This window comes from Ruania zhangjianzhongii, from assembly GCF_008000995.1.
Taxonomy (GTDB): Bacteria; Actinomycetota; Actinomycetes; order Actinomycetales; family Beutenbergiaceae; genus Ruania; species Ruania zhangjianzhongii.
This window is the reverse complement of sequence record NZ_CP042828.1, coordinates 4,875,826-4,895,325: the sequence shown is the minus strand read 5'-3', so window position 1 is coordinate 4,895,325 and position 19,500 is coordinate 4,875,826. Positions and strand designations below refer to the sequence as shown.

The 19,500-nt window shown below is 69.9% G+C and carries 16 protein-coding genes; 10 read left to right on the top strand and 6 right to left on the bottom strand.

Annotated features, from left to right (window positions below; genetic code table 11):
- The first annotated feature begins 122 nt into the window (after positions 1 to 122).
- Positions 123 to 554, top strand: a complete 432-nt coding sequence (locus FU260_RS22605; RefSeq protein ID WP_147919102.1) for a hypothetical protein — start codon at positions 123 to 125, stop codon at positions 552 to 554.
- Positions 555 to 576: 22 nt separating this feature from the next.
- On the opposite strand, the gene FU260_RS22600 is transcribed toward FU260_RS22605, so the two are convergent.
- Positions 577 to 3,039 (bottom strand): GH116 family glycosyl hydrolase, encoded by a 2,463-nt coding sequence (locus FU260_RS22600; protein WP_147919101.1) that lies wholly within the window; start codon positions 3,037 to 3,039, stop codon positions 577 to 579.
- The gene (locus FU260_RS22595; protein ID WP_168211912.1) at positions 3,036 to 3,899 is read right to left on the bottom strand and encodes a DeoR/GlpR family DNA-binding transcription regulator; all 864 of its coding nucleotides are present in this window, start codon (positions 3,897 to 3,899) and stop codon (positions 3,036 to 3,038) included. Before FU260_RS22595 ends, FU260_RS22600 begins: the two co-directional genes overlap by 4 nt.
- Before the next feature lie 112 nt (positions 3,900 to 4,011).
- Here FU260_RS22595 and FU260_RS22590 point away from each other — a divergent pair, with 112 nt between their 5' ends.
- From FU260_RS22590 to FU260_RS22555, 8 genes are all read left to right on the top strand, one after another.
- On the top strand, positions 4,012 to 4,959 hold the full coding sequence (locus FU260_RS22590) for a PfkB family carbohydrate kinase (protein WP_147919099.1): 948 nt from the start codon (positions 4,012 to 4,014) through the stop codon (positions 4,957 to 4,959).
- Positions 4,956 to 5,843, top strand: a complete 888-nt coding sequence (locus FU260_RS22585) for an aldolase (protein ID WP_147919098.1) — start codon at positions 4,956 to 4,958, stop codon at positions 5,841 to 5,843. Before FU260_RS22590 ends, FU260_RS22585 begins: the two co-directional genes overlap by 4 nt.
- Positions 5,844 to 5,848: 5 nt before the next feature.
- The gene (locus FU260_RS22580; protein ID WP_147919097.1) at positions 5,849 to 7,243 is read left to right on the top strand and encodes a hypothetical protein; all 1,395 of its coding nucleotides are present in this window, start codon (positions 5,849 to 5,851) and stop codon (positions 7,241 to 7,243) included.
- A gap of 25 nt (positions 7,244 to 7,268) precedes the next feature.
- Complete coding sequence (locus FU260_RS22575; RefSeq protein ID WP_147919096.1) at positions 7,269 to 8,570, top strand: ABC transporter substrate-binding protein; 1,302 nt, start codon at positions 7,269 to 7,271, stop codon at positions 8,568 to 8,570.
- Between the two features lie 64 nt (positions 8,571 to 8,634).
- Positions 8,635 to 9,597: a carbohydrate ABC transporter permease gene (locus tag FU260_RS22570; RefSeq protein ID WP_147919095.1), complete on the top strand. Its 963-nt coding sequence runs from the start codon at positions 8,635 to 8,637 to the stop codon at positions 9,595 to 9,597.
- Positions 9,598 to 9,607: 10 nt separating this feature from the next.
- Positions 9,608 to 10,423 carry a carbohydrate ABC transporter permease gene (locus tag FU260_RS22565; protein ID WP_147919094.1) on the top strand — a complete coding sequence of 272 codons (816 nt, stop codon included), beginning with the start codon at positions 9,608 to 9,610 and terminating at the stop codon, positions 10,421 to 10,423.
- Complete coding sequence (locus tag FU260_RS22560) at positions 10,420 to 12,741, top strand: glycoside hydrolase family 31 protein (RefSeq protein WP_147919093.1); 2,322 nt, start codon at positions 10,420 to 10,422, stop codon at positions 12,739 to 12,741. The genes FU260_RS22565 and FU260_RS22560 overlap by 4 nt, the downstream gene beginning before the upstream one ends.
- Before the next feature lie 213 nt (positions 12,742 to 12,954).
- Entirely contained in the window at positions 12,955 to 13,635 is a 681-nt protein-coding gene (locus FU260_RS22555; RefSeq protein WP_147919092.1) for a DUF2510 domain-containing protein, read from the top strand.
- A 60-nt stretch (positions 13,636 to 13,695) separates the two neighbouring features.
- Here FU260_RS22555 and FU260_RS22550 read toward each other — a convergent pair whose 3' ends face one another.
- Positions 13,696 to 15,498 (bottom strand): BCCT family transporter, encoded by a 1,803-nt coding sequence (locus FU260_RS22550; protein WP_147919681.1) that lies wholly within the window; start codon positions 15,496 to 15,498, stop codon positions 13,696 to 13,698.
- Between the two features lie 244 nt (positions 15,499 to 15,742).
- Complete coding sequence (locus FU260_RS22545; protein WP_147919091.1) at positions 15,743 to 16,996, bottom strand: MFS transporter; 1,254 nt, start codon at positions 16,994 to 16,996, stop codon at positions 15,743 to 15,745.
- A 189-nt stretch (positions 16,997 to 17,185) separates the two neighbouring features.
- On the opposite strand from FU260_RS22545, the gene FU260_RS22540 reads away from it, so the two are divergent.
- Positions 17,186 to 17,881: a DUF2786 domain-containing protein gene (locus tag FU260_RS22540; RefSeq protein ID WP_147919090.1), complete on the top strand. Its 696-nt coding sequence runs from the start codon at positions 17,186 to 17,188 to the stop codon at positions 17,879 to 17,881.
- A 36-nt stretch (positions 17,882 to 17,917) separates the two neighbouring features.
- On the opposite strand, the gene FU260_RS22535 is transcribed toward FU260_RS22540, so the two are convergent.
- Both FU260_RS22535 and FU260_RS22530 read right to left on the bottom strand, forming a co-directional pair.
- Entirely contained in the window at positions 17,918 to 19,141 is a 1,224-nt protein-coding gene (locus FU260_RS22535) for a type II toxin-antitoxin system HipA family toxin (protein ID WP_147919089.1), read from the bottom strand.
- Positions 19,138 to 19,353, bottom strand: coding sequence for a helix-turn-helix transcriptional regulator (locus FU260_RS22530; RefSeq protein ID WP_147919088.1), 216 nt, complete (start codon positions 19,351 to 19,353; stop codon positions 19,138 to 19,140). The genes FU260_RS22535 and FU260_RS22530 overlap by 4 nt, the downstream gene beginning before the upstream one ends.
- Positions 19,354 to 19,500 lie beyond the last annotated feature (147 nt).

Here is a 19,500-nt window from a genome sequence, read left to right as displayed (position 1 = left end):
CTCCTGGAAGGCGACCATGCCGAGAAGCCTAGTGGCCGGAGGCAGAGCAGTGGAAGGGGCGGGCCGAACTGGGTGCACGGCGACGCCGCGCCCCGGGCGCGTCACCGGGCGATACTGGTCGGGTGAAGCTCTTCGACCGGTGGCGGACACCGGAGGTGCACGCCGACGTCGGTTCGGGGTTCTGGGCCGCCGAGGCACAGTCGATGCAACAGATCCTCCGCAGCACGGCGCTGTCCGGGGAGCGGCGGCTGGCCGTCGTCTCGGCACGGCTGCGGTTCACTGCTGGGCTCGAAGGGCGCGTCGTCATCCTCTGGCGCAACACGATCGCCGGATTCGTCCCGGGTGACCGGGCCGCCGCACTGCGCCGGCAGCTGACCGAAGCCGGAGAGGCCCAGCTCGTGGCCGACGGTGAGGTGCGCGAGCACAGCGGGCTCTGGCGTATCTGGGTCGGTAGCTGGCCGGGGACGGCGGTGCCCGAACCGCCTGCCGACGAGATAGTCCCGGAACCTACCCGGATCCTCGGTATCCCGCTGACGGGAAGAGGAGCCTCGTGACCGCATCAGAGGACTGGTGCGATCAGCGCGCGGTCGCTGCCAGCCACCAGATCGCCAGCGGCCGCAGGTTCAGCGGTGCCCGGAACAGGCCCTCGGCTGCCACCGCCGCCGGCGTGCGGAACTGCAGCCCGGTACCGCCGTAGAGCGTGCGGTGCAAGCTGCCCGCCACGTCGTCGGCCTCGGCGTGCAGGCCGAAGTGCCGCAGCATCGCGGTGAACATCCACGCCGACCCGACCAGCACCTCGTTCACCTGTAGCTCCTCGCCACCGTCCTGGTCGAAGCGGCTGGTCCGGTCCCGTTCGCCGATCAGCAGCGGCCCGACCTGACCGTCGGCGTAGCCACGGTGGCAGATCTCGTAGCCTGCGCGCAGGTGGCCGCGGATCCGCTCCCGCGCCACGGTGTCGGCCCCGCACAGGTCGGCGTAGAACAGACCCCAGATCGAGTCCGGCATCACCGCGCCGGTGTACTTACCCGCCGACGCCGCCCGGTAGTGCTCCCCGGTCCACAGACTCTGCAGCACGGCCCTGGCCCGCTCGTGCCGGGCGACCAGAGGGGTGGCGTCCTCCCCGCGCCGCTGCGCCTCGGCCGCGACCACCGCCCACATGCCGGTGAGCAGCGACGTCGCATAGCTGGAGTGCCCGCGCAGCGCGAGGTTGTCCCAGGTGGAGTCGCCGAACTCGGCGTGCTCAGGCACCTGGTCACCGCAGATCTGCTCGGCGGCGGAGCGGAGCAGGCACCAGCGCTGGTCCGGAAGGGGCCGGCCGGTGAGCCGAGCGTGGGTGAGCTGGGCGAGCACGTGCGCCGGGGTGGCATCCCGCCAGGTGTTCGGGTCGTCCCGCATCGTGTACCCGTTCAGCCGCACGAACGGGTCCTCCGCCGCGCTGCCGACATCGTGCGGGAGGCGCAGCGGTTCCAGGGTGCGGCGGTGGGTGTTCAGCCGGTACACCGGCCGCTCGGTCGGATCGGTCCCGGCGAGGCCGTCGGCCAGGTCCGCGAACACCACATCGGCCAGCCGCGGCCAGTTCTGGCTCAGCGCCGGGAAGGCGTAGTGCCACAGATCGGCCGTGTTGAAGTAGAAGTAGCCCTCGTCGAACCCCTCGAGCAGGCCGAGGTGCTCGCGACGGCGCAGCAACGCGTCTAGACCTGGGTCGTGCCCGTCGATCGTGCCGTCCACCCAGGCCGTGCCGAGCGCCGTGACCAGGGAGAGCTCGTTGATTACCGTGCCGGCCACCTGCGGCGCCCAGCCGCGGCCGGTGAGCCGGTTCAGCGTGCTGGTGTGCCAGCCATCGATCGCCGCCAGCCACTCGTCGGCGCGGGTGTGCGCGAGCTCGGCCAGCGCTGCGGCGCCGGGCCCCTCGCCCCGGGCCGCGTAGCGGCGCCACCAGGTGCGGCCCTGGCCGAAACCCGCCGTCGGCCAGTCGAACGCGAGCACGAACTGCACCTGCGCCCCGGGCCTGCCGGCGTCGAGGTGCCCGGCGACCGCCGAGCCCACCGGTTCGTGCCAGTGCGCCGGCCACGACCCGTCGGCCGTAGTCCCGAGCTGGCCGGTGCCGGCGAAGGCCTGCCACACCGCACCGAGAGTGAACTCTTGCTCGGCCGGTGGCACGCCTGTCGCGTTCTGGTCGGTCTTGAACTGCACCTGCCGGCTGAACCGGTCCGCACTACCGGCCACACTCACACAGACCGCACCGGCGCTGTCCATCCCCGGCGCCGGAGTGCGCTGCTGCAGCACCCCCAGCCCGTGGCCCGGCGGTGCCGGGACGTTGTAGTTGCCCGCATGGTGCTGCCCGGGCCAGGACCGGTCACCGCGGTCGGCCGCGGTCACCCAGGCGGGCTGCCACCCGTTCAGGTTCGGCCAGAACAGGGCAACGTCCAGCGCCGGCAGCTCGGTCTGGCCTGGTACCGGGGCGGCGGACACGTCGAAGAGCACCACCGGGGTGGCGGCGGCGTCCTCGTCCCAGGGGATCACCGGGGAGAACGCGGTCAGCGTCACGGTGAACGGCATCTCCGGGTCGCGAAAAGTCTCGTGGCTGACCGGGAACAGGGTGGCCGTGCGGTGCTCGACTACCTGGTCCGCCCGGAGCACCCGGTGGTGATGGTGACCGCCGGAGGTCCAGTGCACCGCCAGGAAGGCGGCTTCGATATCCGCTACCAGATGGGTTCCCGGCCACAGGTGCCAGCGGGAGAAGTGGCCGGTCAGGTCCCGGCCGAACGCCGGCCCTCCGATCGGCCCGAGGAGCATGCCGTGCTGCGGTCCGTCGTCGTGGCTGCGCGGTTTGGCCTGGAACGCCGCCTCCGGCACCTGGTCGGCAGTGAAACCGAAGGTCCGGGCCCGCTCGACCCGCGCGGCTGCCCCCTGGGCCCGCTTGACTGCCGGCTCGGCTCCCTCGGCTGCCCGTGCGGCTGCCTGCTGGGCCCCCTCGGCTGCCCGCTTGACCCCCTCGGCGGGTGTGCCGGTTCCTACCACCGCACGCTCCGCCGTCACTGGCTGCCTCGCGTATCGGCGCCGGCCACGATGATCTCCACCTGCGATCTGGCGCAGCTGCGCGCGATCTCCGCCGGAGGTTCCTCATCGGTGACGAGCAGATCGATCTCGTCCCACGGGCACAGCCGCACTGGCGCCGCGGCGGAGAACTTGGTCCGATCGGCGAGCAGGACCACTCGGTCCGTGCTGGCCATCAGGGCCCGCTTCGTGGGCCGCTCGCGGTCGGTCGCCACGAACAACCCGCTGGCGCCGACCGCTGCGGCACCCACGAACACCGTGTCGGCGTGCAGCTCGGCCAGGGCGTTGATCGCGGCGGAGCCGACGAAGGCCTGGCTCCAGGAGAGCAGCTCACCACCCAGGCCGATCACTCGGGCGCCGGTGTAGGTGCGCATGTGCTGCAGCACCGGTACCGAGTGCGAGATCACCGTTCCGGTGAACGTCACCGGCAGCGCCGCAGCGATCTCGAAAGTGGTGGTACCCGCGTCGATCCCGATCGTGGCATGCGGAGCGACGGTGGCCAGCGCCGCACGGCCGATGTGTTGTTTGGCCGACTGCTTGTACTGGCCCCGCCGAGTGAAGTCGGCACTGCGCAGCGTCGCGTGCGGCAGGCTCGCCCCGCCGTGCACCACCCGGACCTCGCCCAGCTCGGCGAGCCGGTGCAGATCCCGGCGAATCGTCATGTCGGAGACCTCCAGGAGGTCGACCAGCTGGCTCACCGACTGGAACCCGTTCACCCTCATCAGCGCCAGGATGCGGTCCCGGCGCTGTGGCCCGGACTCCCTCCGGGTCGGTCGGGACTCCCGGCGCACCGGTTCGCCGCGTCCGGTGCCGCGCACCGGATCGCGTGAGTCAACCGGCATCGTTGCATCACCTGCCATCGTCAGCGTGTGTTGATTATGCACACTCTTCTGTTGACTTTCCAACATCATCGTGTTTACTGTTCCCGACCAGCAAGCAGGTGAGGAGCGCGCGATGACGTCTGCGGCCGACGTGGTCTTTGTCGGTGCGCTCACCCTCGATGCGATCGCGGTGGTGGACACCTTCCCCGAGCCGGACAGCCGACAGGTCGCTCGCGACATCGTGCACACCGGCGGCGGGCCCGCCGCTACTGCCGCCGTGGCCGCCGCCCGCCAGGGAGTGCGGGCCGCGTTGGTCGGCACCGTGGGTGAGGACGCGGAGGGGGAGCGGATCCTCGCCGAGCTGCGCGCCGAGGGGGTAGACACCCACGCGGTGAGCGTGCTGCCCGGGCAGCGCTCGGCGGCGAGCGTGGTGGTGGTCGATGCCTCCGCCGGCACCCGCGCGATCGCCGCGCGCGTGGCCGAACCGCCGGTGATCGGCCCGCAGGCTCGTGCGCTGCTGGCACAGGCCCGCTGGGTGCACGCCGACCATCTCGGCGCCCGCCCGCTGCTGGCCCACCTCGCCATGTTGCCCACCCAGGACCGCCCGGGGCTGTCCATCGACGACGGTTACGGCATCGACGGCTTCACCCCCGGCGGAGTGGACCTGTACGCACCCACTGTGGCCTCCCTGGCCCAGCGGTACGGCGACCGGCCGGTGCCCGATCTCCTGGCTGCTGCTCGAGCGGACGGCGCACATGCCGTCGTGGCCACGGACGGCGCCCAGGGTGCCTGGTTCGTCGCCGACGGCACCGCTGAGCACCTGCCCGCGCACCGGGTGGACGCCCTGAGCACCCTCGGTGCCGGCGACGTCTTCCACGGCGGGTTGCTCGCCGCGCTCGCCGGCCACCGTCCCACCGACGTCACCACCACCGAGCTCGCGCACGCGGTCTCCTGGGCAAGCGTCGTGGCCGCACTGTCCTGCCGCGGAGTAGACGGACGATCTGCAATTCCGACACCAGCCGAGGTACTGGCAGCTCGGCCCGAGCTGCGCCCGGCCCACCGAGCCGAGGAGGCCAGATGAGCACCGCGAACGCGGTCGAGCCCGTCGACCTGTCCGCCCTGCAACGCCCGTCCGGGGCGTTCGCGATGGTGGCGATCGACCAGCGCGAGGCGCTACGGAACATGTTCGCCGAGCACACCGACTCAGCGGTGCCGGACGCCGCTCTCACCGAGTTCAAGCTCGAGGCGGCGCGTGCGCTCAGCCCCTATGCCTCCGCCATGCTGGTGGACCGGCAGTTCGCCTGGGAGCAGGTAGTGGCGCAGCAGGCAGTGGCACCGGGATGTGGGCTGATCGCTTCTGCGGACCATTTCGAGGCCGCCTACGGCGAGGTGGTCGGCCGGGTGACGATCGACCGCGAGGTGGACCCGCAGACTGCGCGGACGCAGGGTGCGGTGGCGCTGAAGCTGCTCGTCCTCTACCGGCCGGACGGTGGGGGCGCGGAGCGGGTCGAGATGGTCGAGGAGTTCGTCCGGCTGTGCCGCGGCGCCGGACTGATCAGCATCGTCGAACCGGTCTCCCGATCACCGCTGGGCGGTGGCGACTGGGACTGGGATGCCGGTGTGCTCGCCGCTGCCGAGGAGCTCGGCTCCCTCGGCGCCGACCTGTACAAGGCGGAGATTCCGCTGCACGGGGAGGGACCCGCCGTCGAGGTGGCCCGCCGATGTGAACAGATCACCGCGACTGTCGACTCGCCCTGGGTGGTGCTCTCCAGCGGCGTGCGCGAGGACGTCTTTCCGACGGCGGTCGAGACCGCTTGCCGGGCCGGTGCCGCCGGGTTCCTCGCCGGACGAGCGGTCTGGGCCTCGTGCATCGGCAAACCCGATGTCGCCCACGAGCTGCGCACTGCCGCCGTCGATCGGCTGCGCCGGCTCGGCGACCTCGTCGACACTGTGGTGGGGAGGTGACCCGGATGCGGATTGCGATGATCGCGACGGCGCGCCCCACCTTCGTCGTGGACGTCGCCCGGGACCGGGCGCGCGCCGCCCGGGCGCTGTTGACCGAGCTCGGTGCTGAGGTGGTCGGCCCCGAAGAGCTGGTGATGACCCCCGAGGATGTCGAGGCGGCCCGACCGTACCTGGACGGTGCGGATCAGGTGGTGCACGTGTGCGCCTCGTTCTCCGACGCCGGTCCAGCCCTGGCGTTGTATGCGGACCTGGAGCAGCCGGTGCTGCTCTGGGCCTTCCGCGAACCCGGCCCGGTGGGCGACAAGCTCTGGCTGAACTCGCTGTGCGGCACCAACCTGTTCGGGCACGCCCTCGCCCGCCTCGGCCGCCAGGCCCGACTGGTCTATGGCGAAGCGGACGAACCGGCCGTGCGCCAGAAGCTGCAGGAGGTGCTGGCCGGGCGGCTGCCGGCGGCACCCGAGCTGCCGACCTCCGCCCGGGAGCGCGGCGATCCGGCGGCAGCCGCGGAGGCACTCACCCGGTTGCGAGGACGCACGATCGGCGTGGTCGGCGACGCCCCGCCGGGTTTCACCCCGAGCGAGTACGACCCGGCGCTGCTCGAGGACTACTTCGGCCTGACGGCTCAGCCACTGACCATGGCGGAGGTCTTCGCCCGGATCGATGCCGTCCCGGCCGAGCGGCAGGTGGCCGAGGTCGCGGCCGCCAGTGCGGCACAACCCTCGCTCACGGCACTGGACAGCGACGAGGTGGCCGGCCACGCGGCGGTCACGACGGCGCTGCGCGACTGGATCGGCGAGGACCGGCTCGATTCGGTGGCAGTGCGCTGCTGGCCGGAGTTCCCCACCCAGCGCGGGGTGTGCCCGTGCTCCTCGTTGTCCCGGGTGGCCGATGACGGCATCCCCACCCAGTGCGAACGCGACGTCTACGGCGCGGCGACCATGCTGCTGCTCGCCGAGCTCGGTGCGGGGATGACCTACCTGGCCGACACCGTCGACCTGGAGGCTGACCGGAACCTGGTCCGGTTCTGGCACTGCGGTGCAGCCGCCACCGAGTTGGCTGCCGACCCGGCTGAGGCCACCCAGTATGTGCACTGCAACCGCAAGATCGGTGTGGCGGGAAACTTCCCGCTGCGCACCGGTCCGGTGATCGCCGCCCGGCTCACCGAGGACAACGAGACCGGCGGTCTGCGCCTGCTGATCGCCTCCGGCACCTCGATCCCGGCACCGAACCGGTTCCAGGGCAACAGTGCCGACGTCGTGCTGGACGCCGACGCGACCGAGTTCATCGACGGACTGGTTGCCGGCGGCTTCCCGCACCACACCGTGCTGGCCTGGACGGATGTCCGCCCAGGCCTGCGCGCCGCCGCTGACCAGCTCCGTATCCCGGTCATCGAATGGTGACCAAGCCCGTTCAAAGGAGAACCCGATGAGTGAGAAGTTCAACCTGTCCCGCCGAGGCGCCCTGCACGTGTTCGGAGGCGGTGGGCTGCTCGCCGCCGTCGCGGCCTGCGCCGGGCCCGGATCCGGGGGCGGTGGCGACGAACCACCGGACACCGGCGGAGGCGATGGTGAGATCGGCGGTGAGATCTCGTTCGCGCACTGGCGTGCTGAGGACCAGGAGGTGCTCGCGGAGATCATCGAGTCCTTCTCCGCCGAGAACGACGGCGCTACTGTCCGCCAGGACATCTCGCCCTCGAACGACTACCAGTCCAGCGCGCTGCAGCAGATCCGCAGCGGGAACATCGGCGACCTGTTCGTGGCCTTCCGTGGCGCGCAGTTCGTGGACATGGTCAGCGCCGGGCTGTACGCCGACCTGTCCGGCACCGATGTGGTCGGCAAGTACAACCCCTCGCTGATCGAGGCCGGCGCGCAGGACGGGACGCAGTACGGGCTGCCGTACCAGCTGGTGTTCAACCAGCCGGTGTCCAACCTCGACGTCCTGGAGGAGGCCGGTATCTCCGAGCCGCCGCCGGACTGGGACGGATGGCTGTCGATGTGCGAGGACATCCTGTCCATCGACAAGATCCCGATGGCCTGGCCCGGTGGGGAGATCGGCAACGCCGGCCACCTGTTCAACTGCATGATGATGAACAACGCCCCCAGCGACGATATGTGCGCCAAGATCGAGTCCGGTGAGTACAAGTGCACCGACGACTGGTTCCTGCACACGCTGGACCAGTACGTCGAGCTGCGGCCGTACTTCCAGAACAACGCGACCGGCACCGCCGTGGAGCCGGCACAGCAGATGTTCTCCTCCGGAGACGCCGCCCTGTTGCTGACCGGCTCGTTCCACATCGCCGCTGTGCGTGCCCTCGGGGCCGAGTTCCCGGTCGGCATGATGGCTCCGATCACCGTGTCCGCGGACGAGGCGAAGTACGTGGGCATCCACAACGCCACCTTCGTCCTCGGGGTGAACAGTGCCTCGGACAACCAGGCCACGGCGATGGCACTGCTGGAGTACCTCAGCGAGACCGAGCACGCCAGCACCTACGCCAACGGCACCGCCCAGCACCTCACCGTGGCCGAGGTGAACTATGAGAACGAGGACCTGGCCGCCACCGCCGACTGGCTGGACAAGGACACCATGCTCGCCCCGCGGTTCCAGTTCAACGACCTGGACATCCGCAACGCCGCCGAGCAGTCCTGTATCGACGTGGTCGGCGGCACCTCCCCGGAGCAGGCGGCCGAGCGGGCGCAGCAGATCATCGACGAACGGGTGAACGCCTGAGCATTGCCGAAGCGGCGCCCCTGGCGCCCCTTCTGCGATCTCACTTCTGGCGAAAGAGCGACGCATGAGCACACCAGCCAGCGCCACCACCGCTACCGGTGCCGGCACCGGGGGCCGGCCAGAACGCCCCCGGCGCCGGCGCCGCGGCCCCTCCTCGCGGGTGCACCCGCTGCTGTATGCCTTCACGCTGCCGGCGTTGATCATCTACGTGATCTTCTTCGTCATCCCGACCCTGCAGGCAGTGCAGTACTCGGCCACCGACTGGGACGGGTTCAGCGCCGACTACGAGAACGTCGGTATCGGCAACTTCGACCGCCTGCTCACCGGTGACACGCTGTTCCTCAACGCGCTGACCAACAACTTGAAGTTCATGGTCGTCGTGGTGGTGTTCCAGACGATCCTGGCACTGATCCTGGCGATCTTCCTGGTCCGGAACACCCGCGGGTCGACGCTGCTGCGTGGCCTGTTCTTCTTCCCGACGATCCTGTCGTCGGTGTCGGTCGCCTACATCTTCAAGTTCATCTACGACCCGAACTTCGGCCTGGGAAACCGGGTGCTGGAGGCGGTCGGGCTGGACGCGCTGACCAGCTCCTACCTCGGCAACGACGAGGCAGCGATCTACTGGGTGGCGATCACGCAGGTGTGGTTCCACGCCGGGCAGATGATGGTCATCTTCATCGCCGGGCTGCAGGCCGTACCGCGGGAGCTGTACGAAGCAGCGGAGATCGACGGTGCCGGCCGGTGGAAGCAGTTCACCGCGATCACCTGGCCGATGCTCGCCCCGGCGACCGCCATCGTCGTCGCCTACACCACCATCCAATCCTTCAAGGCTTTCGACTTGATCCTGGGTCTGGGTGGTAACCCGCCGAAGACCAGCCTGGACATCCTGTCCACCCGGATCTACAGCACCTTCGCCAACTCCGAGTTCGGCTACGCCGCCACCCAGTCGATCATCTTCATGCTGTTCATCGCGGCGATCGTGGTGGTGCAGCGGCGGATGCTCAAGCTCACCCAGAAGGAAGCCTGAGGAGGCCTCGATGCGCTACCAGCTCGGCCGCGGTGCCGTCCTCGCCGTCTACGCAGTGCTGATCATCGTGCCGGTGACAGTGGTGATCTTCGGGTCCTTCAAGACCACCCCGGAGCTGTTCGACTCCCCGTTCGGGCTGCCGTCCTCGATCTCGTTCGAGAACTATGACGTGGTGCTGAATCAGCAGAACCTGCGGCAGGCCTTTCTGAACAGCGTGCTGGTCACTGGCGCGTCAGTGCTGCTCACCCTGCTGATCGGTAGCCTCGCGGCGTACGCCGTCGCACGGATCCCGGGCTGGAAGGGCTGGCTGATCTTCGGCTTCCTGGTGCTCGGCATGTCCGTGCCGCCGCAGGCGAACATGATTCCGCAGTACGTGCTGTTCGACCAGCTCGGGCTGCTCGACTCCCGGCTTGGCCTGGTGCTGATCAATATCGTCGTCGGGCTGCCGGTGGCAGTGTTCATCCTCGCCGGGTTCATGCGCACCTTGCCGCGGGAGACCTATGAGGCGAGCTCGGTGGACGGTGCCGGCCCGGTGCGCACCTACTGGTCGATCGTGATGCCGATGTCGACGCCGTCGATCGCGGCCACCGCGATCTTCCTGTTCGTGATCCAGTGGAACGACCTGCTCTATCCGCTGCTGTTCATCAGCTCCCCGGGGAAGAAGACGATCCCGCTGGCACTGCTGGACTTCCAGGGACAGTTCCTCACCGACTATCCGCTGCTGTTCACCGGAGTGGTGATCGCCTCCCTGCCGGTGGTGATCGGCTACGTCCTGCTGCAACGGCACTTCGTCGCCGGGATCACCGCGGGCGCGGTGAAGGGGTGAGCACCGGGATGGACGCTCAGCAGGCGTACCTCCTCCGGTCGGTCACCGAGGTGACGACGGAGCCCGGCGCAGTCCGGATCGGTCTGCAGGCGCTGCGGGCGGTCAGCCTGCCGGGTACTCCGGGCTGGCTCACCGGGGAGTCGATGGCCGACCAGGGCATCGAGACCGAGATGCCGAACCTGCCCCGTGGGCTGCAGCTGCCGCCGCTGGAGTCCCAGCGCGCCGAGATGCGGGTCAGTGCCCTCGGCAGCGGCAGCGCGCGGGTGGTGATCGCCCCGGCCGGTGCCCGCGTCCTCGGCGAGGAGGCCGGCTGGCTCGGGATCGTCACGGCTGAGGAGGAACGCGCCCCGCAGGTCACCGAGCACGAGGACCGGGTGGAGATCGACTGCGGCATGATCCGGCTGGAGATCCATCGCCAGCCGTTCTCTCTGCAAGCATTCGACTCCGCCGGGCGCCGGGTGCTGCGCACCGCCGAGCGGCTGCGCCAGGTGGCCGGCTTCCCGATGGCACCGCCGGTGCTGTGGCACGGCGGGCAGGTGCAGCTGCAGGCGGAACTGGCCGCCGAGGAGGACATCACCGGGTTCGGTGAGCAGTTCTCCCGGCTGGTCAAGAACGGGCAGCAGCTGGTGCTGCGCGCTGAGGATGCCCTCGGCACCGGTACCGGACGCGCCTACAAGCCGGTGCCGGTCTGGCACTCCACTGCCGGGTACACGGCACTGTTGAACACCGGCGCCCAGGTGGTGGCGGACGTGGGTCACGAGCGTGCCTCGGTGCTCAGCCTGCAGGTGCCTGGTGGCGAGCTTGACCTGGTGCTCACCGCCGGGCAGGACCCTCGGGAGCGGCTGAGGGAGTACACCGAGATCACCGGCCGTGCCCCGGTACCGCCGCTGTGGGCGTTCGGCTACTGGATGGGCCGCTGCCGGTACCACTCGGCCGAGGAGATGCTCGACGTCGCGCGGTCGATGCGTCAGCACGAGGTGCCCTGCGATGTGCTGCACCTGGACCCGGACTGGCTGGTGGTCGACCGGCTGAACACCGACTTCATCTGGAACACCGACCGGTTCGGCGACCGGGCCGAGTTCGTCGCTGCGCTGCGGGAGCAGGGCTGCCGGCTCTCGATCTGGGAGCTGCCCTACCTCGACCCGCACTCCCCGCGGTACGCCGAAGCGGCGGAGGCGGGCTACCTGGTTCGTGACGCCGCGGGGCAGATCGCCGAAGTGGCCGGTACGCCGACCCCGGACGGCCGCCACCGGGCGCTGATCGACTTCACCAACCCGGCGGCCCGGAGCTGGTGGCAGCACCTGCACGACGACTTTCTCGACGACGGCGTCGCCGTGTTCAAGACCGACTTCGGTGAAGGTCTTCCCGACGATGCTGCCCTCGCCGACGGCACCCCGGCCGTGCACGCCCACAATCTGTACCCGCTGCTGTACAACCGCGCCGTCAGCGAGCACCTCGGCGCTCACACCGGCCGCGCACCGCTGGTCTGGGGGAGGAGTGGCTGGGCCGGCTCACACCGTTATCCGGGCCAGTGGGGCGGGGACGCGGAGTCCACCGTCGCCGGGCTGCAGGCGACGCTGCGCGGCGGACTGTCCTACGCGCTGAGCGCCCCCGGCTTCTGGAGCCACGACATCGGCGGGTTCTTCGGGCCCGAGCTCACCCCGGGTCTGTACGTGCGCTGGACCCAGCTGGGGGCGCTGTCCCCGCTGATGCGCGCACACGGGCTGCGGCCGCGGGAGCCGTGGCAGTTCGGTGAGCAGGCGCTGGCGATCTGCCGGGACTGGATCAGGCTGCGGTATGAGCTGCTGCCCTACCTCTGGCAGGCCGCGCACCGTTCGGCGGCCGCCGGACTGCCTATGCTGCGGCCGTTGGCGCTGGAGTTCCCGACGGATCCGTTCGCGGCCGGAATCGACGATCAGTTCCTGCTCGGGGAGGACCTGCTGGTGGTGCCGGTCCTGGACGACGGCACCGCGCCGGTGACCCGACGGTTCTACGTTCCCGCGGGGGAATGGGTGGACATCCTGGACGGCTCGGTGGTGACCGGCCCGGGCTTCCACAGCCGCACGGTGGGGCTGGAGCAGATGCCGGTGCTGGTTCGGACCGGCACCGTGCTGCCCAGGGTCGAGGTCGGCGCCGAGGTGCGCAACACCGACGAGCTGGTCGGCCGGCCGTGGGTGATGCACGCGTACGGTGCTGCGAATGCTGACCTGGAGCTGACCGATTTCGACGGCGGAACGTTGCGGGTGCAGGTTCGGGGCACCGAGGTGCAGGTGGACGGGGCGCAGCAGGTGCACCCCACGGTGGTCCGGCACAGCTGAGGTGGTGTCGGCGGCCGCGTACGAGCCGCACGGCCGCGCGAGGCGTCGGCGGTCAGGCAGGACGGTCGAACCCCCCACGGGTTGGCCGCGCGTGGTCTATGCTCGCGGTCACGACCAGCCAAAGACGGCTGTTCAGACGGAATACTGTGGCACTAGCAACACTGCCGAGACCGGCCAATGACGGACGGGTTCGCAGTGGGAACGTGAGCACTCATGGACGAGCCTCGAGGTGCTCCCGCGGGGTGGTATCCCACCTCGGACGGGAGCCAGCAGTACTGGGACGGCCGGCAGTGGCTCGCCATTCCTCCCCCTGGTTCTACCGGTGGCCCGAACCGCCGCACACGAACCTTGGTGGCCTTCATCGCCTCGCTCGTGGTGGCGGCAGTGATCGGTGGCGGCGTCGCCCTGTTCCAGCTGGACCGCGCGGAGCAGCGGGCGGCGGCGGAACAGGCGACGAGTGCTGCGGCGGCCGCGGCAGCTGCCGAAGACGAGAGCGCCCAGGCCGCGGAGGAGGCTAGCGCGCAGGCGGCGGAACAGGCCTCAATAGAGGCAGCGGAACAAGCCTCGGCAGAGGCGGCTGCGCAAGAGCAGGAGAGCCGTGACGAGCAGGAGCGTGAGCTCCGCGAAGGAATGGTGCCGGAGATTGAGGCGTCAGTCCAGACCATGGCAGAAGAGCACATCGGGGACGACCTGATCGATGCCGCAGAGGTGCTTTCGGTGATGTGTTCCCCGGTGGCTGGCGGCTCTGTCGGCGACCTGGATCAGGAGACCACCGTCTTCGAGTGCTTCGTGGCGACCGAGGACAACGGAGACGGCACGATGAGCGGCTTCGGCTACAACGCCACCATGAACTGGACCACGGGGCGATATACCTACGCGCTCGGAGACCCGTGACCGCTGGGTGCGTCCCAACCCCGGCGGCTCCGGCCAGAAGAGGCCGGAACCGCTATCGGCTCAGCCGCCGTCAGGCCCCTCACCGGCTCGGCCAGCCGCTCGAGCAGCCCGGCTCGCCTTGGTCAACGGGTTCCGGGTGCGGGAGATCCGGTAGTCGATCCGGTCATCCACAAACGTCTCCAGCTTCGGGTACCGGGAGAAGTCCGCGGTGACCTCCTCGGTCACGTGGTCGGTGACCCGGTCCAGCCGTGCCAGCATCTCGTCGCGTTCTCGAACCCGGTGATCAACCTGCAGTGCGCGGATGTTCGCCCAGCACATCAGCAACAGGATCACGCTGAACGGCAATGCCGTGGCCAGCGCCGCCGCCTGCAGCGAGCCCAGACCACCCGGAGTGAGTAGCAGGGCGATGGCGATGGCGCCCTCGAGCAGGGCGAAGAGCACCCGGGACCAGGTGGGTGGGTTCGGATGCCCGCCAGAGGCGAGCATGTCCACCACCAGCGAGCCGGAGTCGGAGGAGGTGATGAAGAAGATCGCCACCAGGAAGATCGCGATCACCGAGAACACCGTGCCGAGCGGCAGGGAGCCGAGGACGTCGAACAGGACACTCTCGGCGACCAGGAAGCCGTCCTCGTTCAGGTTGCCCTCGGTGAGGTCGGTGCCGGTGAACATCTGCAGGAACAGCCCTGCCCCGCCGAGCACCGAGAACCACACGAAGCCCACGATCGTCGGCACCAGCAGCACGCCGGCGATGAACTGCCGGATGGTGCGGCCCCGGGAGATCCGGGCAATGAACACACCGACGAACGGTGACCAGGAGATCCACCAACCCCAGTAGAAGATCGTCCACTTCGAGAACCAGCCGGCAGCTCCCTCACCGCGCTGGTACGCGCCGACATCGAACGTCATGCTCATCAGGTTCGCCAGGTACACCCCGAGCGACTCCACCAGGTTCTGGAGCAGGAAGATGGTGGGCCCGAGCAGCAGCACACTGATCAGCAGTAACCCGGCCAATGAGAGGTTGATGTTCGAGAGCCACTTGATACCCGCGCCCACACCGCTGACCACCGACAGCGTGGCCAGGAAACTGATCACCACGATGAGCACGACCAGCAGCGTGTTGCTCGATTCCTCCACGACCCCCATCGCGGCCATTCCCGAGGAGATCTGCTGCACCCCCAGGCCCAGCGAGGTGGCGATCCCGAACAGGGTGCCGACGACCGCGAGGACGTCGATCAGATCGCCCATCCAGCCCTTCACCCGATCGCCGAGCAGGGGTTCGAGTGCCCACCGGATCGAGACCGGTCGGCCCCTGCGGTGGATCGCATAGGCAAGTCCGAGCCCGATGATGGCGTAGATCGCCCACGGGTGCAGACCCCAGTGGATGAAGGTCTGCGCCATCGCCAGGCCGGCGATGTCCGCCTCGCTCCCCTCCCAGCCGGGCTTGATGTCGGTGGTGATGTAGCCGAGCGGCTCGCCCACGCTGTAGAACACCAGGCCGATGCCCATACCGGCGGCGAACAACATCGCGAACCAGGACATCAGGCCGAACTCGGGCTTCTCGTCATCCCGGCCGAGGCGGATCTTGCCCATCCTCGAGACGCCGATGCCGATCGCCACGACGACGAACACGCCGACCGCCACCATGTAGTACCAGCCGAGGCTGGCGACGATCCAGTTGTTCATCCCCGTGAAGACCGTGTCGGTCACAGCCGGGGCGATGAGCGCGAACACCACCACAGCGATGACCAGGATGAGTGCGGGCCAGAACACGCGCGGCGCCACCAGTCCCTTGCCGATCCGCACCCCATGGTGGCGGAGCTTGGCGGTGATCGCCTCGTCGCTGTCCTCGTCGTGGATCTGCATCTTCCGCGGGAGGTGGACGGACTCCGGCAGACCGTCATCGGCGCCGGTCAGTCCGCCGGCGGCGCCGTTACCGTCCGGTTCCGCCTGCTGAGATGTCGAGGGGTCCTCGGAGTCCGTTCGCTTGTTGGTCGCCACTGTCCAATCCGCCCGTCGGAGACTGATGCCCGTCCCACAGTGTCGTGTCGGATCGATTTGGGCAAGCCGTACGCGCAGGCCACACGGGAATGGTGACCGTATGGCCAGGTCACTGACCCGACTGCGGAACCTCCGCCGTCGGCGGCTCGTACTGCCGCAGCGCCCGGTTCCGCCAGCCGACGAATGCCACCCCGAGCACGCAGGCGATCCCGCCGGTGGCCAGCGCGAACGGCGCCGACGTCAGCCCGGCAACCACACCACCACGGAAGTTGCCGACGTCCGGCCCGGCTTGTCCGATCACCGACTCCACCGCGGAGACCCGGCCCCGGTGGGAGTCCGGAGTGTCCAGCTGCACCATCGCCGCACGGGTCACCACCGAGATCGTGTCCGCGGCCCCGGCCACGGCGAGGAGCCCGAGGGCGAGCCAGAGTGGCTGGGCCAGCCCGAACCCCGCCAGGGCGAGCCCCCAGGTGCCGGCCGCGACCAGCTGGACCAACCCGGCGCGCCGGGCGCGGGTGAACGAGCCGGAGAACAGGCCGGCGGCGATACCGCCGACCGCCACTGCGGACAGGAGGAGTCCCAAAGTGCTCGCCGACCCGCCGAACCGGAGTTCGTTGATCAGTGGGAACAGTGAGATCGGCATCACCAGGAGGGTGGCGAACAGGTCGGTGACGAACGAGCCCCGGAGCACCGGACGGCGCCAGACCATCCGGACGCCGTCGGCCATCGCCCGCAGCCCCGGCCGGTCCGGCCGTTCCAGCGGGGGCAGGCTCGGCAGCCGCAGCACGCCCAGCCACGCCAGCACGAACGTCACCGCCTGCACGGTGAACGCCCAGGTCAGGCCGAGCTCGGCGATCAGGATCCCGGCCAGTGCCGGGCCCACCAGCATGGCGATCTGGAAGCTCAGGTGCTGCAGCGCGATCCCGGCCGGTACCTGCGCCGCCGGCAGCAGCCGTGGTGTCAGCGCCCGTTTGGCCGGGATGCCGAGCGCACCGAAAGCGGCCTGGAGTGCGACCAGGCCGAGCAGCAGCGCCAGCGAGTCCACCTGCAGGAGCGCCTGAGTGGCCAGGCCGAGTGCGGCGACCAGCTGTGCCGCCGTGGTCCAGCGCACCACTCGACGGCGGTCGGCCGCATCTGCGAGGGCGCCGCCGACCAGGCCGAAGATGATCAGCGGCACTGCCCGTGCCAGCCCGATCGCTCCGGTCCAGAACGCGCTCGCGGTCAGCTCCCACACCTGGAACAGCACGGCGACCATGACGAACTGCCCACCCAGCGCCGCAGCCGAGGAGCCGAGCCACAGATCCCGGAACGCCCGGCTGGCGCGCAGCGGGCTCAGGTCGAGGACGGCGCGAGCAAGGCTCATGAGGAATGGTGCGCGGTCGGCTCACGCTGACCGGCGGGCGGAGACGGCACCGAGCCAGTATTACAGCCCGCGCACCACTGCCGACTGAGGGGCAGCGGAGGTCGCGGACGCGGTCTGAGGTTGGTGTCCCGGACCTCGGACGCGGAAATGTGCCTCGGCGGTGGGCGCCGCCGCCGCTACCCTGGACCTGTGGACAATATCTGGGGCTTCTGGTGGCTGATCTTCCCGCTCAGCGGGATCATCGGCGGCTGGATCAAGGGCGCCCAGAAGTGGGACGAGAAGCGCCGGAAGGACAAGCTCGAGCTGGCCCGGATCCAGTACGGACAGGCGGGCCAGCAGGCAGTCCCGCCGCCACCTCCGGCCGCAGCTAGCCCGAGCACCGGCGAGATCGACCGGCTGCTCGCCGAGCACACCGAGACCGAGCGCCGCTGGCTGGACTACGAGCTGGATGTTGCCAAGCTGATCGACTTCCCGGTGATGACGGACATGCGCGAACCGGTCACCGTGGACTTCCACCGGGCGAAGCAGGAGGTCGACCGGCTCCGCCCGGAGGATCCCACCGAGCTCCGCAACCCGGAGCTGCTGGAGCGCTATCGGGAAGCGGTCCGGGAGTTCACCCTCACTTTCGAGATCGCCGAGCGGGAGGCCCGGCGCCGCCGCGCCACCGACTTCTCCCCGGAGGAACGGCAGAGCCTGGAGCGGGCGAAGAAGCTGCTCGCGCTGGCCGAGGACTCCGCCGCCACCCAGGCCGAACGGCAGAGCGCCTACAAGCGCGCCACCCGCGAGCTGCAGGGTCTGATCGTGCTGCCGCAGCCGACCACGGACGCCCTGGAGCAGCGGATCGCCGGTGCCCTCGGCTCCGCCCCGCGCCAGCCGGAGAGCTGACCGGCACGGCCCGGCCGCGGGCGGACCGGGCCGCGGTCAGCCGCCGAGGTCGCGGCGCCGACGCCGGAGCACGCGCAGCAGGTCCCGCCGCGCCCGGGTCTCGAGCCACTCCGGGCCGCTCTCGATCTCAGCGATCGCAGGCTCGGTCGCCGCCAGCACCGCGGCGACTGTCGCGCTCGCCGCGCGGGCGGGCAGCCCGACGGCGTCGGCGAACTCCTCGAACGCCCGCAGGGACAGGTTCGACCGGCGGCCGGCGATCGTGAGTGCGGCAGTGTGGTCCCCGTAGATCAGGGTGCTCGGCACGTCGTAGATCGGCGCTACGCGCCACTCGGCCCCGGAGGCCAGCACGGAGATGTTCTTCGCGTGCAGGTCGCCGTTCCCGGTGAGCCAGGCGAAGAGGAGCTGCTGCAGCACAGCGCGCAGCGCGACCGGGCGTGCGGCGCACACGGCGCCGATGCGCGTGGCGAGCGCCTCGCTGGTCGCTGTGTACTTCTGCGCCGGGTGGATATCGAGTAGCTGTGCCCCGTCCTCGACCGGCAGTGCCCGCACCTTCCCAGCGGCCTCGATCTCCCGGTCGAAGCGGGTGACCAGCAAGCCGGCACGGCCGGCGCGGTCGCGAGCCACCTGCGCCCCGGTTACCGGATGCCTGAGGCGCCGGGCCAAGGTGAGGAAATAGGCCTCGTTGTCTACGACGCGGGGAAACTCGGGGACCTCAAACTTCAGGAAGTGCCGACGCCCGCCATGGGCCAGCGGCAGGGAGAGCATCCGCTCGGAGACCTTGTCCTGCACTCCGGCAAGCGCCGCGGGATCGCCGACCCCGGCTTCCGCGAGGAGATCGGCAAAATCGATGGTGGCGAAGTCCGCCACATCCACCTGTTCCGACACCGGCGGCCCGGCCTGCGCCTCGGCTCGAGCGTCCTCCGCCACTACCTGCACGTCACCGACTGGGTCGGATCCGACCGCCAGGAGCAGCGACAGCTCGTCGTCCGCACTGGTCTTGACCGCATGCCGTAGCGCGGTCAGGCGGCGTCCTTCGGGAAGCAGGTTCGCGAAGTAGGCGGGCACCCCGCCGCTGCGGGTCACCCGTGGCTCGTCGGTCAGTGGCAGGGTGGTCGCCACCGCCGGGCCGTTGCTGTCCAGGTAGTCCTCGTCATAGCGGAACCAGACCCCGTCGTCCTCGCGCCGGAGCGTCCCCGCGCGCTTTCCCTGCTTCAGCACGACGGCGGTGCGCACCTCGCGAGGGTCGGGTGCGGCGGTCATCCGCCCACCTCACGGCGCACCAGAGCGATTTCCAAGCCGAGGGCATCCAGGACGGCAGTCAGGGTGTCCAGCCGCACGGTCGGCTTCCCCGCTTCCAGCTGGCGCACGAACCGTTCGGAGACGCCGGCAAGGAGTGCGAGATCCTCCTGCCTGAGGCCCAGCTCTTTGCGGCGCGCGACAACCTGCTCGGCCAAGTCCGGTCCGACTCCCACTACTACCTCCAAGACCGGCACGATCGTGCCGGTGGTGGCCAGTATGCCGGATGGAGGAGCTCCGTCATCCCCAACCGGCACGATCGTGCCGGTTGGGGATGGGATCGGTCGTGCGGGAGCTACGGAGCCGACGAACCGGTACGATCG